The organism is Kineothrix alysoides (assembly GCF_000732725.1).
GTDB classification, from domain to species: Bacteria; Bacillota; Clostridia; order Lachnospirales; family Lachnospiraceae; genus Kineothrix; species Kineothrix alysoides.
On record NZ_JPNB01000001.1, the window covers coordinates 1,741,265 to 1,761,208 of the forward strand.

A 19,944-nucleotide genomic window follows, 5' to 3' on the forward strand; every position below is an offset into this window, starting at 1 on the left:
CTTGTGATGGCGTATGTATTTTACTTCGCTCTCATTATTTTTAGAGGATATCATCCGTCCACTCGATGTCTACATCGCCGCTATTGCTGTCACCTCCGTTATCTCCACCGCTTCCGCTGTCGGGCTGGCTTCCTCCACTGTCCGTATTTCCACCGCCTGAACTTTGACCGCCGCTGTCCGAACTTCCTCCGGCGCTTTGTCCGCCGCTACCCGTACTTCCGCCTCCGGCACTTTGACCACCGGCATTATTCTGGCTGCTGTCTCCTGAACCGGCTGGTGCGGCCGCCTGCGGCACCGGCTGCTTCGGCACTGCCGGTACTTCTGTTCCGGACGGCGCAGAAGCTGATGACGTTTTAGCTGCACCTGCCTTTGAAGACTTAGATGTACCTTCCTGCACATCTTTTTTTATGATTCCCACTCCTCTGTTTTCGTAAGGCTTAGATTTACTGCCGCCCGTTTTCTCGGTCCCGCCGTTTGTTTCTCCGATTTCGTTATCTGTTTGTGCGTTCCCATTGTCCGCAGGAAATTGTTCTTTCTCATATGCTTCGAAAGGGTCTGCCTTTCGGTAATCTTCTACTGTGCCCAGCACATGCCATCTGCTGCCGTCGAACCATTCAATATTGGAATCATAGATTCTTACCTTAACCGCTCCGCTGTCAATCATTTGTTCCTGAGTTCCCGAATCATTTTTCATCTGCGGCTCATATAGGGCAATCTCAGGATAAGGCTCCATTCCGAGCGCAGAACAATCGAAAACAAAGGAACCTGCTGCCGCTTCCTCCGGTACATTCACGAACAAATATCCACTCTTATCCGCTGTATAAGCATATACGATGAAATTGTCCTCCCCGTTTCCCACATTCTTCCGGCTGCTGTCCAACTGCGCTACCGCCGTTATACCGCCATCTTTAAATGCTCCGCTATACTCCGTCATATCCATATCTGCTCTATTGCTCCACAGAGCGAACAAATCGGATGCCTCATGGTCATAGCTTACCTGTGCAGTATAATCCCCGGTGCAAACCCCGTTTTCGAAGGTTCCCGTCTCATGATATACATATCCGCTCCCAGCCATACAAAGCCATGCTTCAAAATCCCCCTGGTACTTCCCGTCTACGAGCTTTGTGGTTAACATCTGAAGGCTGTCTTCTCTTCGCATCAGCCCCGATACACTGCCGTCATCCGCTACATACCATGCACTTGAATACTTCTCATCCGATTCGTCATATCCTGCCTCAAAGCAAAGCGCCGCCTTTCCCGCCTCGTCCGTCATATAATACCGCCTGCTGCCCTCACGCAGCTTCGGCATCATAAGGCTTTGCCAGTCGTCACTAAGAAGCATCCCTGCCGCCTCATCCAAATATCCGGGAGTGCTCAGATTCGAAAGCAGGCGCTCTGCCTCCGCCTTTATCCCATCGCTCTCCTCCTCTATATTCACTGTTATATCTTTTAATAATTCTATACATTGTACGTCGTTATATAGGCGGTAGCATTGCTCCAGCAGGTCGCGCTGCCTCTTGCGCATACCTTCTTCCCCATACAAATTAGCCAGCTCTTTATAATCATCGGCCGTGAATTCTCCAGAGGCATATTTTATTTCATATTCCTCTATGGCGCTTTTTTCCTCTCCGAGACTTGGATCAGCAGAATTTTCACCCGCCTGCCCGGAAGCCGTTTCTTCTTTTTTTTCTTCCGTTCCTTTATCTGCCTGTGCACATCCTCCTAAAAGCAGCAGCAGAGAAATGGAGAAAATTACCACAACCTTCCTTTTCCTCTTCATCGCTTTATGTTCTCCTTCTTTCATCCTTTTCCTGTCATCCTCCTGCTTTATCCGCGTCCTCGATCAATTTTCTAAGAAATAAATCAGCGCTGGAATTTTTCTCATACTGACCGCCGGAAAGCACTTGATTCGCCAGCAAATAGATGCTCTTCCATACAGTAGGCCCATATAAAATCACCTCCGCATTATCCTTTGTAAGGATAATATATCCGCGAAAGGCATATTCCACTTTATACTGATTGGCAGGCAAACCTACCAAAACTGAGGTAAAACGATGTCTTCCCGAGACGGTTTCGTATATTTTATCCTCCAATATTCCATCCGCATTTTTGCCATAGGACATACCGCTCAGAACCTTTTCTCCCCCCTTTACCAAAGGATACTGTGCCCTGTTCGAATTGTTCATAACAAGAGTTCCATATTCCTTCAGCACATATCCGGCAGTTCCTCCCGAAACGAGCTGAGACCGAAGACTCGACGATATACCCGTCTTAAAACGTATACCGGACTTTCCCGTGATCCGGATAGAAAAGCCGTGGTATGAAAGAATATCCTCCAGCTCGGGAACCGCAGTTGCTTCATAAACGGTGCCATTATGCTTAAGTGTCCAGACATACATTCCTATCGGAACGTTTGCCCCGTTGTATTTATACATTACGGCAGTTTTCACATTTCCGCCTGCGGCTGTTACCACATATTTCCCATCACGCACAGTCGCCGCATATCCGATTCCATCCAGATATATATTGGCATCTGAATATCCCGCAGGAGGTGCCAGAGATACACTGTAGGATATTGTCGGTATGGAACATGCCTCCGGCGGCATATTGTTATAGACCGGTATCTTGAATACGAATGTGTTGTCGAGGGAACCGGCGCTGTTATACAGCTTGCGTATATTCTCCCCCTCATTGGCCGGAGCGCATATATTCTGCATATACTGATGCCAGAACAGCCCGTTATAGCTTCCATCCACATCGAATTTCTGTAAGTACAGGGTATCCTGACCTTTCAATATATAATTTTGTGAGATGACTTTTGCACCGCCCAAAATAGCGGTATATCCATCCGTCCAGCCCTCTGCTTTTGCCCTGGCAAGCCCACTTTCTATCACTGCCTTGTCATTGTTTCCCGTAGCTGCAATATTAAAATAATTATAATAGCCCTCGTACCCGGAGTAGACCCCGGAGATCAGAGAAGAGGTTCCTTTTCCCTGTTCCTGATATACTCTGCAAGCGAGGTGGAACGGACTTACTTTCAGCGCTGAGCCTACCGTCCAAAATATATTGGCGTAAGTAAGTGAGGTCTTGGGAGCAGTACCTGCCATGAATGTCTGATTCAGAAAGCTCTGTACGGCCGCTTGCGTATGATAGGATTCGTTATAGGTAAGGAGCTCAAACTGGAAAATACGTGATTCGTTCAGGCCGTTCCTCGGATCGAGATAATGCTCTAACGCTCCCTTCGATGCATAGGACCACTTCTCACTATACTTTCCTTCCTGCATGTAAGCCGGCAAATAAGATTCTACCAGACTCCTTCCATCCTTTATTTCCTCCGATACGACATAATTCCAGTCTAAATTGGTATTCATCTTTACAAAGGTCCACTTGGGATGCGCTTGCTTCAACGCCGTCAGCGCTGCTTTGTAACTATCGGGAAACTGCTCGATATCCGCATAAGTCTGAATAGCGCTTCTGGCTGCCGCAAAAGGAAGCACTTTACCCGAACTGTTATTATAAGACTCCTCCCATTCCAGAAACACTTCGTCGGAGCATGCCAGATAAGCCCTCGGAATATATCCGCTATATTCCGCTTCTTGGAAATATAGAGTAACATATACCCACAGCTCGTCATTTTCATCCGCAAGAACATCCTTAATCTGCACCTGCTGTCCGCTGGGCACGGTTATCACTGCGTTGCTGTCATACAAAGCTTCCATTCGTATGGAATATTCGTCGCACAAATACACCAGCGCTATTACCGTATGATCCCCTAAAATATTTTTTAAGGCATTTGATGCTTCTTCCATTCGTGCAGCATCTTCTTCTGTTTTGTATGTATCTGCCGCCGAAGAAGTTATCGGTTCTGCCTCTTCTCCTGACTGCGTCTCTAACCCTGTCGCATTCAGGTTATCCGCTTCTTCATCGTCGCTGTCCCCAGAGGACTCCTCTGTTCCGGCACTTATTCCGGCGCCGGAAGCCCCTTCTATTCCACTGCTTCCAGTATTAATAGTATTCACGTCATTTTCACTGACCGAAATCTTCTCAAAACTAGAATTTCCTTCTGCCAGCACAGGGAAAGTAACTATAGGAACAGGAAACAAATATACGAATAAAATCGATGCCGCTAACAGCACTGTCAATTTTCTCATATAATAATTTTGCCTTTCTTATCGTTTGTATTTTCCCCTTTACAAACACCTTTTCATTATACAAAAGGCGGCTGTAAATGACAATTCTCGCAGGCACTCCAAATTATGTAAATTGATTCCCCCAAAGCTCCTCCAACTTGCTCGCCGCCAGACTAAAATAAGGCCGTATTTGCAGTGCATGGTTGTAATTATAAATTGCCGATTGTTTATCTCCACTCGTTTCGTACAAGATTCCTTCGATATAATACAGGACAGCCTTATCATCATAACTATCTGCCTTAGCTTGCAGCTTTTCCAGCTTCCTCGTTCCCGCTTTTACTCCGAATTTCACTGCACTATCCACGGCCATTTCCACTTTCTTGCGTAGCTTAACATCCTCCAGAATATTTCTTATTCCTTCTGTCTCGGATCCGAGAAGCTCATCAATTACTTTTTTTGCGGATTTTTTAAACTTATAAGAAGCTCCAATATAGGATGCAAAGATAACCACCGCCTTGCTCAGCATCCTGTTATCAGTACCTCCTGTCAGAATATATTCCATACTCAAAAACAGCACAAATCCAATAATAAAGAAATATCCCATATAGAAAATATAAAAAAATATGCCTCCCTTTAACTTCTTCTCTCTCCTCATACGTCAGTCTCCTATCTTGCCATTTCATAAACTGCGGGCATATCAGCCCCGTAACGTACTTTAACTGCGCCTTTTTGCCCTCCAAACTCCGCACTGCACTTTTTAGCCATAAGTTTCATTTTCTTCTCCTCAGAAGCAAACTGTTTGAAATTGATTATAATATCATGTTCCCTTTTATTTCATAAGAATATTTTTCTATTACAATACAAAGTCTGACGGATAATATGAAATCCGTCAGACCATTGAATTCTGTCGTACACGTGAAAATTACATTCTTTTTTCGTATAAGGCGAGATTACTCCGGTTCACCTCAAAGGTTCCCGTATCCGTATAACGCGCAACAGATTTCCCCTGGAATACATCTGCCAGGAAATCCAAGGCCATACTTCCCCAAGAAAACGCCCGCTGTGCAATCGCCACGTCGATTCCGCCTCTTTTGATCTGTGCGGCAATATCAGCGGTAAAATCTACCGTTACAATCTTGATGCCCGTGCCCTGATGTCCGGCAAAACTTCCGTAAGCCACGCCCCAGAGTACATCCGTAGCGTAAACAACTTCTACATTCGGGTAATCCTTCCGCACCCGAGTCATTACAGCTTCCACATCCTTTTGGGTTGGATTGCTCGGAATATCTATTTTATGTACGATAACGCCTTCCTTTGTCAGTGCATCCACAAAGCCCTGTGCCCTGTTTTCTATGGATTGTATCTTGATGTCTGACCAAAGTCCTACTACTGCCTCGCCGCTGCTGCTTAAAAACTGCTTCGCAGCCTTCGACGCATTTTTACCCAGCTCGTAACCGTTGGTTTCTATCAGTGCCTCATAATCTACGCCCTCTAAGGCCGAATTGATGAATATAATCTTTGTTCCGTTTTGTGTTGCTGATTTCAACAGATTACGAATTTGCGGGCTGTCGATAGGGCTTATAACGATAGCGTCGAACTTTCTTTCTACGAAGCTTTGCAGCGCCTTAAGCATCTCCTCTGCTCCCTGATTCCTGGACTTCGGTGCGAAAATCTCCAGTTCATAATGCAAAGCCTTAGCGGTTTTTCTCGCTTCCCTCGCAGTCGGCTCCCAGAAATCGCAGTCGATGTCGAATATCATAGCGATTTTCTGCTGCCGCCTTTCTTCCTTCTTTATCTGAATCTTAGATAAATCGGAGGATAATATTCCAACTCCTTCGTTTAGCTTGCCTGCCATTTTCTCCATGGTCTTTACCGTACTGCTCTGACTCATTGTAAGAGATGCCACCTCTTCCGTAGAAGCCACGGACTCCTGATTAACTGCAAGGATGTTTCTGAAAGAATCCAACAGGCTCTCCTTCTGTTCTCCGAGTCCGGTAACTTCTCTATAGAAGATCTCCTGATCGGATACGAAGCCCTCCACATGACTGTCGATTCTGCTGAATGCCTCGATTACCTCAGTTACCGCTTTTTCCTGCTGCTCGAAGGTATCTCTTGAGCTGTCCACCGCCGATTTCAATTGATTGAGCTGAGTCATGATTTCCGTTATATTCTGGCTGATCGTCCCGCTGGCGCGATGGCTTTCGTCGGACAGCTTCCTTATCTCATCTGCAACTACCGCAAAGCCCTTTCCTGCTTCTCCCGCTCTCGCCGCTTCTATGGAAGCATTCAGGGAGAGAAGATTCGTCTGGTCTGCGATTTCATTGAGCTGCTCCGTAATGCCGGTGATGCTCTTGGTCATTTCCAGCAATTGATAGATTTCTGTAATAATCGTATTATTTACGGTCTGGTTGCTGTTCTGGCTGAGCGTCAGATTCTCCACGGCAACCTTTCCGCTATCGCTGATTTCTCCCATTTCTTTTGCGGAATCGATCAAGTCCTTCGATTTATCCCCCATCATATTGATTTTATCCGCCAATATCTCCGCAATATTTTCACAGGAATTGATTTCCTCTCTCTGCCGCTTGGAGCCGTCCGATATGTATTGTGCAGCAAAGCCAATGCTGTCCGAGGATTCCAGCATACCTTCAATGATTCCTTCAAATTGCTCCGAAATAATCTTGACCGTATCGAAGTCTCCGCAGAAGCGGTAAAAGAAGTCTTTATATTGCTTCCATAACTGCTTATGAAATTCCTCGCCTTCCTGCAGCTTCTCTTCTTCTGTAAAATCCCACCGATAAAGCTTATCCATTAACTCTTTGCTGCTATAACCCCTTTTGATTCTCTTCATCTTACCTTCTCCTCTTCTCCTTGTACGTTCTATTCCCATTCCCGCCGATACGCAGGATGTAACATTGAATTTGCAACATGCCCCTGCGGATATTATACCATGAATACAAATACATTACCAAGTCGAAATTTGAGACAATTATATCGATAAGTGCATAAATGTCACGCTTCTTTCATCCGGTTCAGTTCGCAGGGCTTTCGTATTCCATCCTCTATATATGACCCGCCCGGACTACTTGTTAAAAATGCTATCATTTTAGATTCTCCCCCTTTTAATACCCCATAGCTCTTTTTACTACAAGCATGTCTTCCTCACCCACCAGTTTCTTTAACAGTTCAAACGCTACATGGGGAGCAGTCTCCGGACAGTATGAGGTGATGATATTTTCATCCACCACCACCGGCTCATTGACTACAATAGCGCCAAACTCTGCTAATTGCTTTTGGCGGCCTCCCTGAAGATGATAGGTTGTCGCTCTTTTGTTTTTCAGGATTCCGCTCTTTCCAAGGGACAGTGCTCCCACGCATACCGATGCAATGATTTTTCCCTGCCGGTCAAAATCTCTGATTAGATTTAAGGTTCTTTCGTCATACGCTTCTTCATAAAACCCAAACTGTTCAAAACCACCGGGAATTGCCAGGGCATCGTATTCTTCGGTTCGAATCTCTTCTATCAGTCTATCCATAATGACAGGCACACCGAAGGTACTGAGCACTGTCACCGTAAAACCACAGGTTTCCACTGAAATATCGTGCCCGTATTCCTCCTTCGCCCAACCTAATACGTCTATAAATACACTAAATTCCATGGTTTCAAATCCTTTGGCACAGAGCAATAATATTTTAAAGGACTTTTCGTCCCGCTTAGGTATTAACCTTTCTAATGCTTCTTCTATCTTCACCCTCCATACCATATGATGGATCCCCTCCCCCCAGTAATTTTCCAGATAATACGCAGGATTACCGAATCTCTTGCACCATATGCTCTGGGCAATCTTGTATCCGCTGTCAAAGCAGATTTCCTCTACCTGCTTTTCCTTCAATACCCCAAACAGAGAATGCATTAATAAGACAGAAACACCCCTTTTCTGCCAGTCCGGGCGCACATAAACCGTACCGATTTCCAGCATATCTTTAAGCTCCCCTTCCGTACATGAGTTCAGCAAATCGTTAGAGAGTCCATATTCGATGGAACCGATGATTTCGCCTTTATGCTCCGCCAAAAGGAAAAATCTTTCCTCCCCCTCCGTATCGAAATCTTGTGCAATACCTCTTTTTTTATCCCAAATCTCTTCCTGAAGCAATTCCTTCCTGTCATATACATTATTTTTCTTAAACGTATCCACGAGTACCTCCTCGAAAAAGGCGTGAATGCGCTCAAGCTCTTCTATTCCGGGTCTTCTTATTGTTATGTCTTTCATGTTTACCTAGGCTCCTCCTAAAGTATGAGTATCTTGTGCCATATTCCTGTGTATCTTATGCACAAATATCAAGTCAAAACGTTGCAATATCAGCCCGCTGCGAAACTTATAATCTTCTCCAATTTCATATACGATTTCACGATACGGCAATAGCACAGTTACCTATTTATAATATACTATGGCGAAATGAAAACACAACATCTTTTCATTCCGCCATAAAAATTTACAGTATAAACCGTTATAAAATTAAAGTTACAAAACGTCAAAAAGGTTAAGCTGCTCTTCTTTTAACGATTTCATCTTTCTTTCCGTAATCTTGTCCTTTGGACCTATGCTTGTACACAGCAGAGGTGAATTTACGTCATACTGTCTTACGTTTCTCTCCACCTTTTCATCGCTGAAATTCGCATAGCAGTACTTGCATCCGTTTTCACAAGTATGATAAGTGCCCACTTCTACGCTCTCTAAACATCCGCATCCCGCTCTCTGGTTTTTATCCTTTGTTCCTGCTATTTTACAACCGATGATTTTCTCAATCAGCTCTCTGTCGATACAACTGCCGTGCCTTACTCCAATATGACTAAGCTCGATTTGCTCCGTGCAGGTTTCTATTTCCATATGATTCCTATTGGCAATCTTCACCATGCCCTTTATCATTCCGATCATTTCAGCTTCGGTCATTCTCTTAACATTCAACCCAGCCGTATTGCGCATCGTCTTAGCATATAAATCCACAAAACTTATTACGACCCTTTCGGTATATCCATTTAAGCTATCTGCAATTTCCCCAAACGTCTTAATATGGTATTCCCTGCTATACTTCTCGTTTAATAAAATGGGATCGTACCGCCAAATGACCTTATCACTCCCTATTTTTTCAGATAACCGTTTGAATGTAGGTATAAGCTCCTCCCGCTTATTCGGAAGTCCAGGCTCCATATCCTTTCCATAACCGGTGAGCGTAAATTGAAAATAAAATTTATAGTCCTTAAGTTCATCCAATCGCTCCAGCATTGGAGCGGGATTCTTCGTCCAGAAAATGATACAGTCAATTACCTCAGGTGATAAATCGATTTTGCTGATTTGATGCTCATTCATGGGATTCCTGACTTGTAAAAAGCCCTCTTTTATCCTGTTAAAAAACCATTCCGAATAATAATTAGGAATATCAGTTCTTCTGCTTACGCTCAGTAGCATCTTCCCTGTACCTCTCTGTCATTCATTTGGATAATCGTCCGGGACAAATCACAATACCTGCACGATTCTATCCTCTACATATCCCATATCCTCCGTAGGCTCGAATCTTTCCACTACACGCCCCTCCCTATTTACCAGGAACTTGGTAAAGTTCCATTTAATATCCGGTTCGTTCTTATAGTTCGGATTGCTTTTAAGCAGCACATCTTCCAAGACGGGAGTCATCTTACTTTCCGGGCTGAACCCTTCAAAGCCTTTTTGCTCCACCAAGTACTTATACAGCGGAATTGCATTTTCACCGTTAACCTCTATCTTAGAAAACCTGGGAAAGGTAATTCCATAGTGCATATCGCAGAAACTTCCGATTTCCTCATTACTTCCGGGCGCCTGATTTCCAAACTGGTTGCACGGGAAGTCCAAAATCTCAAAGCCTTCTCCCTGATACTTCTCATATAAGTCCTGTAAAACATCATACTGGGGTGTAAATCCGCATTGTGTCGCGGTATTGACAATTAAAAGTACCTTTCCATTATAATCGGACAAAGAAACCTTCGCCCCTTTTGTATCCTCTACCTTGAAATCATAAACATTATTCATAATTTTTCTCCTTTCAAGTCTTTTTTTGTTTTCTTGATTTTGTTTTCTTGATTTTGTTTCCTTGCTTTTGTTTTCCTAATGCTGTATTTCTATTTTATTCTTTATTTCTTTATCTTTATTATACTTTATTTGCTTTAATTATTCTCTCTTTTTCTTATTTCAGCAATTTCCTGACCTTCTCCTCCAGTTTCTCCGGTGTAGTCGCCGAACCAAACCGCTCCGTCACATTGCCATTTCTGTCTACCAAAAATTTCGTAAAGTTCCATTTAATATTCTTCCCCATGACGCCGCCCTTTTGAGATTTTAAATAAGTATATAAAGGCTCCTCATCCTCACCGTTCACATGAACCTTGGCAAATTGAGAAAATGTAATTCCATAGCGCAGGCCACAAAAGCTGGTAATTTCATCATCGCTGCCGGGCGCCTGATTCGCAAATTGATTGCAAGGAAAATCCAGAATTTCAAATCCTTCTCCTTTATACTTTTCATATAAGGTCTGCAAACCGTTATACTGCGGTGTGAAACCGCATCCAGTCGCCGTATTCACAATTAGCAGCACCTTTCCTTTGTAATCAGACAATGAAACCCCCTTCCCTTCCTTATTCTTAACTGTGTAATCATAAATGCTCATACTTTTTATCCTCTCCTATTAATTGCTTGCAATATAATTGTTCTCTATTTATTTTAAATTGTACACAACTTATTTTAGTTTGTCAATCCTTATCCTAAAAAATAGTATAAAAACTGCATAGAAGAACAAAAGTGTGCTTCGCGCACTCTCTCAGATAAGAACTTCGACAGCACAACTTTTGTTCCGCGCGCGTAGCTGCGCATTTATCTTTCTTTAATAGGAGCATTTTCCTATTAAAGAATAAAAGCGTACTTCGCTCGCACACAAAAAACGGGTTTGCAGCAATACTCTTGCTGCAAACCCGCCTAAACACAATTTTCTATTCTTTCTCACTTTGGGTTTTCTTCGAAATTCGTACATTATATTCCGGTTAGCTTTTCTCACTCTTCAAAGTCGTCTGCTCCAGAATTTCTTCCGTCTGCCCAACCGGCCACCCTTGCCACCTATATGATCAATCGTCGTTTTTACAGTTTCCAAACATGGCTTTTCTGCGCTCCGCCGTCATACCGATTTTATCGATATTTCCTACCAAGTCCTGAGTTACCGAAGTAATCTTATCCGTTGCCTGCTTGCAGTCCGTTACCAGACCTTCAAATTCCAGCATCGCATTGGCAGTCTCCTTTGCACTCGCCGTATTTCTCTCGGCCGCATCGGCTAAGGAAACGATACCATCCTTCATTACATCCTTATGACCATCCAGCGTATTGACCTCAGTATTGATGCCATCGATAGCGGAACCCACGCTGACAATTTCCTGATTCAGCTTTGCAAAAATATCTTTTGTCTGGCGAATCTTCTCATTCTGCTGTACAAACGCATCGGATACCTTCTGGGTGACGTCCACGCTCACATTCGAGTTCTCAATTAATATACTGACAATCTTGCTAATATGTTCTGAAGATTCTCTCGACTGATCCGCCAAGGTACGTATTTCCTCGGCAACTACTGCAAAGCCTTTTCCCTGCTCTCCCGCTCTCGCCGCCTCTATAGATGCATTCAGCGCAAGCAGATTCGTCTGACTGGCAATTCCTGCAATGATTTCTGTGGCCTGACGGATTTCGAGTGCCGACTGATTGGTAAGGTCCGTCTGATTTCTAACATTTTCAATCGACTCGTTGTTCTCTTCGCTGATAGTTACCAGCTCCTGCATGATCGCTTCCGATGATTGATTATAATCCTTCATCTTATCCGCACTCTCTGTCAGCGCTTCTATATTAGCCGCAATGGTCTCTATTGCATGGCTGATATACAGTATCTCACTTTCAATTTCTTTCGTCTGATCAGCCTGAGATACCGTATTCAAGGTGATGCTCTCAACCTCACGGCCTACCTGTTCCATAGCCTTCGCCATATTATCAAAAGATTCACGAAAATCGCCGGAAACCGAGTCCAGAGAATCTACTGCATTCTTTATTCCCACTACGACCTTTGCAAAGGATTTCATCATCTCGTTGACATTCCGCATCATATGTCCCAGCTCGTCCTTGCGTTCCGTCAGCTTATTGCCGTCCAACGTCATCGTTCCGTCCGCAATCTTATCGAAGTTCTTAGCCAATTTCCCCAGATTCTTTAAAATGGCTTCGATAAAGCCAAAGATAACCGCCCCTAACACTAGCAAAAGTATGACAAGAATCAATATCGCAAATCCAACACTCATCCTTTGTCCCGCCACCTGCATCAGTATAAAAACAGTTGCCAGACCGAAGGCGATTACCGGCCCGGCAATCATGCATAGAAGGCGTATCCACGCTTTGTTTTTCTTTGTCGCATCCATTTCCATATGTAAGTTTCTCTCCTTTTCCTCTTGTAATATGAATTTATTATAATACCTTTTCCATTTTTTGTCTCGTGTTTCTGCGTGAATCTATTATTAAATTCTTATTATCTTTATTAAAATCTTATTCTTTTTTATCGCTACTTACAGACGCAGCGGGACCTCCATTTGCTTCTTCGGCAAAGTGTACTTTCCTAATTACAAAGGCCTCTCAGAAATGACACTGAGAGGCCCGCATAAAACTATTTAATCGATCAGATTATATATATTTATCAAGAATCACATTCACATCAGCATGCTTAGCAACTTCAAAAGCATCTCCCTCCGTCATGGCAGAAGAAGATAATTTCATTCCCGCTTTTGATTCCTCAGTGTAGCATCTTATATATCTAGCTGAAGCTCACCGTTTCATTCATGAAATATTTCTCTAATACTTTTTTAGCTTTTAATAAAATTTCTCTGATTTCCGACTGTTTTTCATCGGTGCAACGGAATATCGGAACCGCTACGCTGACGCTGGCAATGATTTTACCCGACTTGCGGATTGCAACTGCCACACATTGTACGTCCTTGTTGGATTCTTCGTTCTCGTAAGACACATCGTCGCCGCGAAAGCTGGTAAGCTGATCGTAGAGCACATCGAAATCGACTATGGTATTATCCGTCATCTTATGCAGGCCGTCAGGATATATCTGATGCAATTCCTCCAGGGAACAGTCTAAAAGCATCGCTTTTCCGATTCCTGTAGCATAAGCGGGCAGGGTCTTTCCGACAGATGAAATCATCCGAATCGCCTGCGGCGAGTCCTTCTTTAATAAATAAACTACATTCCCCTTATCCAAAACCGCAAAATGAACCGTCTCAAGACATTGGTCTACGATGTCCTCCAATACCTTCTCCACATATTTTAGGGTACCGCCGTTATTCACGAACGACATTCCGACTTGAAATGCTGCAGGCCCGACTTTGTATAAACCGGTATGTTCTTCCTGCCTAAGGAAATGGAATTCCTTCAAGGTCTGTATCATCGGAAAAATGCTTCCCTTCGGCGCATCTAAAAGCTCCGCCAGCTTAGATAAGGTATATCCCTCTTCATTTTGCGCCACCAGTTCAAGAATCCGCAGAATCCTTGCCGTCGACCTATGCTCCGTATATGCCATATTCCTATCCTCGTTTCCTTCGTTTTTCCCATCTGTACATTCATCCGGACAGTCGGTATCAATGATTTATATTATCATAAACTTAAGTTTTTGTCAGTATTTCGCATGCCAAGAAGGAGGAAATCCGTAACAGTTCAGCCATCAACGAATCTTCTTGACCCTTTTTAGCTCCTGAAGGACTCCACCAGCCTTCTGGCATAATCGCTGATTTTTCCAAAGTCCCTGTCCTCCGGTACCTTGCACAGACTTCCTCCCACTCCGATTCCAAAGGCTCCGCTTTTCCTATATTCTTCGCTGTTTTCCGCATTGATACCTCCCACAGCGATTAGCTTCGCCTTATCGTAGGGTGCCAGAACATCCTTAATGTATCCCGCTCCCAGCCTTCCCACGGGAAACACCTTCACGAATTCGCTGCCAAGGCGCATGGCCTCTTCGATTTCAGTGGGGGTAAGCGCTCCCGGGGTGATGAGAATATCATTGGAGACGCAGTAACGTATAACATCAGCGTCAATATTCGGCGTAACGATAAATTCCGCTCCCGCCGCCACGGCTTCCCTTACCGCTTTCAGATTCGTTACAGTACCCGCTCCTATGTGCATCCTTCCGCCAAATATTTCTCTTAGACGCTCAATGGATAAAAGAGCATCCGGAGAGTTCAGCGTTACCTCCGAAAATCTGATTCCGCCCTCGCAGATGGCTTCTGCCAGCTCCTCCAGGTCCTTTCCGGCGGTGCCTCTTAAAATAGCAATGACTCTCGTGTCACAAAAATCCTGTTTTAACATATTTTTTCCGCCCTTTCCGCTTCTTCCAAGCAATTTGACAGAATTACCCGAATACCATTCAGACTAAGCTGTTCGCTTTGAGCAAAACTGATTTCCTTCACGCAGATTCCATCCGGTACGATTTCCTCCCAAAGCGATATGCAGATTTTGAACGCTTCGATAAAAGTTTCTCTTCCATAAAGAACGATTTTATCCGTCCTTTTCGTCATAAGATTAGAAAATGCCTGAAAATCAATAAAGGTCATGACTCCGTACAAATAAGATTTCACCTGCCCCGGGGTTGCCTTGTTCATTACCTGATGGATTCTCGCTACGAACAGCGCCCTGGAAATATTGTTCTTTTTCGTCTCGTAGTACCCTAATTTAACATATTCCTCATCCATTTCGAAAGCTTCTTTGAAGCTGCCGATCGAGCTTTTAAGTATCGTTTCCTTCGCAATTGCCCAAATCAGTTCACCGCTTATTGTCGTAATCGCATTGCATATTACACCGTTTTGAACGGATATCAGCTTGTTATGCGAGCCGAAATGGATGAACATAACTGATTTATGAAAATCTTCCGCTTCCAGCGCTCCGAATATTTCCACCTCTTCACCCCGCATCATATCGCTTCCGATTTCCTGCTGGTTTTGAAACTTTACTCCGGGGATAAAATGAAATTCTATGTTTTCGCCGACATCGGGCAGCCACACGGTCTTGATTCCGTTTCTTATGTCCTGCGCCGTTGCCGGGGCCTCAATATGCGCCAGCTCATACAGTCCCGCATTGGAGGTGATCATTCCGGAAGCGTAGATTTGCTTGATCATACATTTATTTTTTTTCTGCAATTCAGCAATTGCGGCTTTCACGCTTTCTTTCAGCTTTTCATTGGCGGAGACGGAGGCTGCGTCCGTCGCTCCCACCCTGCGCTCCATTCGCGCAAGCACTTTTCCGTCTTTTTCATTTACCAACACAAAGCGGGTATTCGTCGTGCCTCCGTCGATTACTAAACAGCATTCTTCCACCTGATTTCCCCTCTTTTCCTTTCTACCATTCCGCAACTGTTCCATCGAGATTTCTCCACACAAGATTCTTCCAGCTATGCCCTGTCTTATCCAGTTCGCGCACCACATCCTCGTCAATTTCAATACCAAGCCCCGGTCCTGCCGGCAGGGATACATATCCGTCCTCATATTTAAATACTGTCTTGTCCTTTAAGAAATCCAATACATCATTTCCTTTATTATAATGAATTCCTATGCTCTGTTCCTGAATCACCGCATTCGGTGTACATGCATCCAACTGAATACACGCTGCCAGCGCAATCGGTCCCAGCGGGCAGTGAGGCGCTACAGCCATATCGTAGGCTTCTGCCATCGCCGCAATTTTCTTACATTCCAAGATACCTCCTGCATGGGATAGATCCGGTTGGATGATATTCACTGCGCCCTGCTCAAAAATTTTTTTGAAATCCCATCTCGTATAAAGACGTTCCCCTGTAGCAATAGGCGTAGAGGTGTAAGACGCGATTTCGGAAAAGGCTTCGTAGTTTTCACAAAGTACCGGCTCCTCAATAAACATCAGGTGATATTTCTCCAATTCCTTTACCATAACTTTCGCCATAGGCTTATGTATGCGCCCATGAAAGTCTACGGCAATTCCAAAGTCGACTCCGCAGGTCTCACGGATGGTGGCAACTCTCTCCACCACTCCCATCACCTTGCTAAAATCATCGATATAGTTCATTTCGCCTGCAGCGTTCATTTTAATAGCTGAAAATCCCTGCTCCTTTTTTTCCTTTGCAAGCTTCGCTACCTCGTCCGGCTTCTCGCCTCCTATCCAAGAATAGACCTTTATCTTATCCCTGCATGCTCCGCCTAACAGCTCGTACACCGGTGCGTTGTAATACTTACCCTTTATGTCCCAAAGCGCCTGCTCAATACCGGAAATCGCCGATGTAAGAATCGGACCGCCCCGATAGAAGCCGCCTCTGTAGAGAACCTGCCACAAATCTTCTATTTTCATGGGGTCCGCTCCGATCAAATAGGTGCTAAGCTCCATAACCGCAGCCTTTACCGTATCCGCCCTTCCTTCCACTACCGGCTCACCCCAGCCGGTATAGCCTTCATCGGTGGAAATCTTCAGAAATAACCATCTGGGCGGCACTTTAAATAATTCTAATTTTGTGATTTTCATTCTATTTTCGCGCTCCTTTCAAGCTCTTATCCCTCTATAAATCCGTCAAACAGTCAAATACCGGAACCGCACGTATCCCATGAATCTGAGCTACGGCCTCATCATATACTTCAAAGCGCGCGGCCATCTCGGAGTCCGAATTTACATGGCTCCCCTTACGCTTGGGCGAAACATATATATGAAAGCCTTTTTCTACAATTTCCTTCTCATATGCTTTAATGCCGAATTCCCATACCGCTCCATTGCTGAAATTGTCATTGATCAGATCTCCGTCCACAAAGGCATATCCGATATCGCCAATATAATCCACTTGCATTAATATTTGCTTGCAATTATCAAAGGCTTCCTTAGGAATGGTGACTTTTGCCCTGGCATTGACGATTTTCGTCGATGTAATAGGGCTTCCGATTACCGGGCGCTTCAAACCTCCGCTGTTTGCCTTCTCCTTGGAACTGATGTCCTCCCACTGAAATTCTACTTCATTCCTTCCGTATGAGACTTCATAATAAGTAAAAACTTCTCCTTGGGAAGCCACCTCGCAACTCCTGCCTCCCACAGTAACCGGCTGATTTCTCGGAGGGAATACCGCGATAGTTCCGCTTTCTTTTCCGATACTTTCAATCCGGATCTTTCCTCTGTCCTCTAACACTGTCTCGTCGGAAAGGATGAGCATTTCTCCGTCTTCCCTATCGACTCTCCACAATTTTAAGCTGTCCTGACGGCAGAGAACACAAAGGATGATTTCCTTTCCATCCTCTCCGCGGACTACCGTCTTGCTGCTCTTATCCTCCGCCACGTGAATCGTATCTCTTCCTCTGAACTTAAACTCCGGCTTCATTCCCTCGGGAACGAAGAAGAAATAATTCCAGACATCATTATCCAGCATTTTCAAAATAGGCTGTACCGTGGCGTATTCCAGCATCTGACCATCCAAATCCATGTTAAAAGGCAGAATACAGCTTGCCTCCTTCCTAAGAGACATTCCTCCGGTTTGCGGAATTCTCACGAACTTATCACCCGTCTGTACTATAACACAGAAATCCTGCCGGTCGCTCATCTCCACATGATCCTGAAAATTGTTGATAAAAAGGAATCCGCTGTTTTTATTGCTTCTGACACAGTATCGAAGCGTCTTTGTATCCTTCTGGTCCATATCGGCCGCTTCCTGAGGCAATACAGTCTTCATATTGCAAAGCTGTTCCTCAAAATCCTTGTAAAAATAGTGCAGAAGTTTTACACGTTTATAAGATTCCCTAATCTGGCCGTATTCTCCTACCGCCGCCTGATAATCATAAGAAATCTTAGGAAGCGCACATTCATTTAAAAAAGGTACCCTTTTTCCCTTAGGATTGCTTCCTCCGTGAAACATGTAATAGCCTAAAAAGTTACATCCGCTGGCAGTCTTGATATTTGCTAACGCCTCTACGCTCCTAAAGGGAAGTTGAAAGCGATACCTATAGTAATTTGCCATACCGCCGCCCATCTCACAGCAGACGAAGGGAAAATCTTCCGGCGGATATTCGGGATCGAAGTTATAGTATTTGGGGGCGCTGTTGTTATGAAAGTCCTTATATATGAACTCTGTGGTAGCCGGATGTTCTTTAATATCATCTCCGTAAAAAATCCACGGCCAGTATGCGTAGCCTCCCCAAAGAGGCAGGACGGTCTCTATGGGCGCGCAAGCTCCGCCCCATGCCGTAGTACTGTAAAGCGGCGTAATCAACCCTTCCTCTATCGCCATATCCTTTAGTATCTGTAAATGAGAACCTCCCTCATTGCCGCTGGCTGTCCATTCCCCGCTGTTTTCTGTAGTTAACTCCCAGGGAGAGGATGCATGCTCATATTCATTTTCAATCTGCACGCTGACGACCGGACCGCCGTCTTTGAACATCAATCCTTTGACCTGTTCTCCAATCTCTTTAAAATATCTTTTTACATAGAAAAGATACTCTTCGTCGTTGCTTCGCACGTCATACTGCGCTCCGAACATCCAATCAGGAAATCCCCCGTTTCTGCACTCTCCGTGGGAAAAAGGCCCTACTCTCAGAATCAGGAAGATGCCATGCTCCTTGCACAGTTTTGTAAATTTACGGATGTTCTTATTCCCGCTCCAGTCGAAGACACCTCTTTCTTCCTCGTGATGAATCCAGAACAAATAGGTAGAAATCATCGTAATACCAGCCATCTTCATCTTAATGATTTCATCCTCCCAAAAACGTTCCTCGATCCTGGAAAAATGCATCTCGCCGGAAACCGCATAATAGGGCCTCTTGTTATATTCCATATAATAATTGGAAAAATCTATGGTATCCCCGTTCGGATTTGTTCCGCTGTAAGGAATCGGGCAGGGATAAATAGCAGGGGCTATATTTTTTGTATCAATGTGATAGGATGTAGTCATCGTAGTTTGTCCTTTCTATATCTATTTGCTTGCACCGAGAATACCGCTGACAAAGTGCTTCTGCATCGTCATAAATATTAGTATGGTCGGCAAAGTTGCGATTACAACAGAAACGAGTATTTGTCCGTAGTCCACGTAATAAGCAGAGGATATGGAGGAGAGGAACAGCGTCAGCGTTCTGTTTTCACTTGATTGAAGGGTAAGTAGCGGCCACAGGTAATTGTTCCATTCCTTCATAAACGCGTAGATAAAGCCCGCTGCGAAAGTAGATTTCATAGGAGGCATGGCAATTCGGAAAAATATACCGATTTCACTGGCTCCATCGATTCTTGCTGCCTCGATCATTTCGTTTGGAAGGGCCTTGAAGCTCTGCCTGAAGAAGAAAATCAAAAAGGTGTTCGACAGCGCTGCTACGATTACGCTCATTTTCGTGTCGATCAATCCTACGTCGAATACGAAATTAAAGAGTGGAATCATAATAGCCGCAAAAGGAATCATCATTGTCAGGAGAAATACATTGAATAATTTATTTCTTGTTTTACTCGGGTATTTTTCGAAACCATAGCCCGCCATGGAACAGATTAAAAGCGCTAAGGGCACCTGGACAATCGTAATCGTCGCCGTGTTGAGAACCGCCTGAAAAATATCCGCCGTCTCCTGAACCGCCCGGAAATTATTCATGAATTCTGCTCCGAACCAAAGCGTTCCTTTCGTAATGTCCTTCGACAGATTTGTCGCTCCGACTACCATCCAGTAAAACGGGAATAGACAGATCAGAGAAGATATCATTAAAAAAGCATGTTTCAATAATAATTTTATTTTTCTCATA

General features: G+C 44.3%; 15 protein-coding genes. All 15 read right to left on the reverse strand.

Annotated elements, in window-relative coordinates; translation table 11 throughout:
- Positions 1–40: 40 nt before the first annotated feature.
- Positions 41–1,804, reverse strand: a complete 1,764-nt coding sequence (locus CC90_RS0108230; RefSeq protein WP_031390319.1) for a hypothetical protein — start codon at positions 1,802–1,804, stop codon at positions 41–43.
- 10 nt (positions 1,805–1,814) lie between these two features.
- Positions 1,815–4,151: an N-acetylglucosaminidase gene (locus CC90_RS23005; RefSeq protein WP_031390320.1), complete on the reverse strand. Its 2,337-nt coding sequence runs from the start codon at positions 4,149–4,151 to the stop codon at positions 1,815–1,817.
- Between the two features lie 103 nt (positions 4,152–4,254).
- On the reverse strand, positions 4,255–4,785 hold the full coding sequence (locus tag CC90_RS0108240) for a hypothetical protein (protein WP_031390321.1): 531 nt from the start codon (positions 4,783–4,785) through the stop codon (positions 4,255–4,257).
- Between the two features lie 267 nt (positions 4,786–5,052).
- Positions 5,053–6,978 carry a methyl-accepting chemotaxis protein gene (locus tag CC90_RS0108250; RefSeq protein ID WP_031390322.1) on the reverse strand — a complete coding sequence of 642 codons (1,926 nt, stop codon included), beginning with the start codon at positions 6,976–6,978 and terminating at the stop codon, positions 5,053–5,055.
- 271 nt (positions 6,979–7,249) lie between these two features.
- A complete protein-coding gene (locus CC90_RS24990) occupies positions 7,250–8,398 on the reverse strand; it encodes a GNAT family N-acetyltransferase (protein ID WP_330373204.1) in 1,149 nt (382 codons plus the stop codon).
- A 252-nt stretch (positions 8,399–8,650) separates the two neighbouring features.
- The gene (locus CC90_RS0108265) at positions 8,651–9,595 is read right to left on the reverse strand and encodes a DUF1848 domain-containing protein (protein WP_031390324.1); all 945 of its coding nucleotides are present in this window, start codon (positions 9,593–9,595) and stop codon (positions 8,651–8,653) included.
- Between the two features lie 48 nt (positions 9,596–9,643).
- Positions 9,644–10,192: a glutathione peroxidase gene (locus CC90_RS0108270; protein ID WP_031390325.1), complete on the reverse strand. Its 549-nt coding sequence runs from the start codon at positions 10,190–10,192 to the stop codon at positions 9,644–9,646.
- Positions 10,193–10,346: 154 nt separating this feature from the next.
- Entirely contained in the window at positions 10,347–10,823 is a 477-nt protein-coding gene (locus CC90_RS0108275; RefSeq protein ID WP_031390326.1) for a glutathione peroxidase, read from the reverse strand.
- A gap of 451 nt (positions 10,824–11,274) precedes the next feature.
- Positions 11,275–12,603: a methyl-accepting chemotaxis protein gene (locus CC90_RS0108280; protein WP_035315255.1), complete on the reverse strand. Its 1,329-nt coding sequence runs from the start codon at positions 12,601–12,603 to the stop codon at positions 11,275–11,277.
- A 383-nt stretch (positions 12,604–12,986) separates the two neighbouring features.
- On the reverse strand, positions 12,987–13,757 hold the full coding sequence (locus tag CC90_RS0108290) for an IclR family transcriptional regulator (protein ID WP_031390328.1): 771 nt from the start codon (positions 13,755–13,757) through the stop codon (positions 12,987–12,989).
- A gap of 164 nt (positions 13,758–13,921) precedes the next feature.
- Positions 13,922–14,539, reverse strand: coding sequence for a bifunctional 4-hydroxy-2-oxoglutarate aldolase/2-dehydro-3-deoxy-phosphogluconate aldolase (locus CC90_RS0108295; RefSeq protein WP_031390329.1), 618 nt, complete (start codon positions 14,537–14,539; stop codon positions 13,922–13,924).
- The gene (locus CC90_RS0108300; protein ID WP_031390330.1) at positions 14,533–15,588 is read right to left on the reverse strand and encodes a 2-dehydro-3-deoxygalactonokinase; all 1,056 of its coding nucleotides are present in this window, start codon (positions 15,586–15,588) and stop codon (positions 14,533–14,535) included. The genes CC90_RS0108295 and CC90_RS0108300 overlap by 7 nt, the downstream gene beginning before the upstream one ends.
- Positions 15,566–16,714, reverse strand: a complete 1,149-nt coding sequence (gene dgoD, locus CC90_RS0108305; protein WP_031390331.1) for a galactonate dehydratase — start codon at positions 16,712–16,714, stop codon at positions 15,566–15,568. Before dgoD ends, CC90_RS0108300 begins: the two co-directional genes overlap by 23 nt.
- A gap of 34 nt (positions 16,715–16,748) precedes the next feature.
- Positions 16,749–19,115, reverse strand: a complete 2,367-nt coding sequence (locus CC90_RS0108310; protein ID WP_031390332.1) for a beta-galactosidase — start codon at positions 19,113–19,115, stop codon at positions 16,749–16,751.
- Between the two features lie 21 nt (positions 19,116–19,136).
- Positions 19,137–19,943: a carbohydrate ABC transporter permease gene (locus CC90_RS0108315; RefSeq protein WP_031390333.1), complete on the reverse strand. Its 807-nt coding sequence runs from the start codon at positions 19,941–19,943 to the stop codon at positions 19,137–19,139.
- Position 19,944 lies beyond the last annotated feature (1 nt).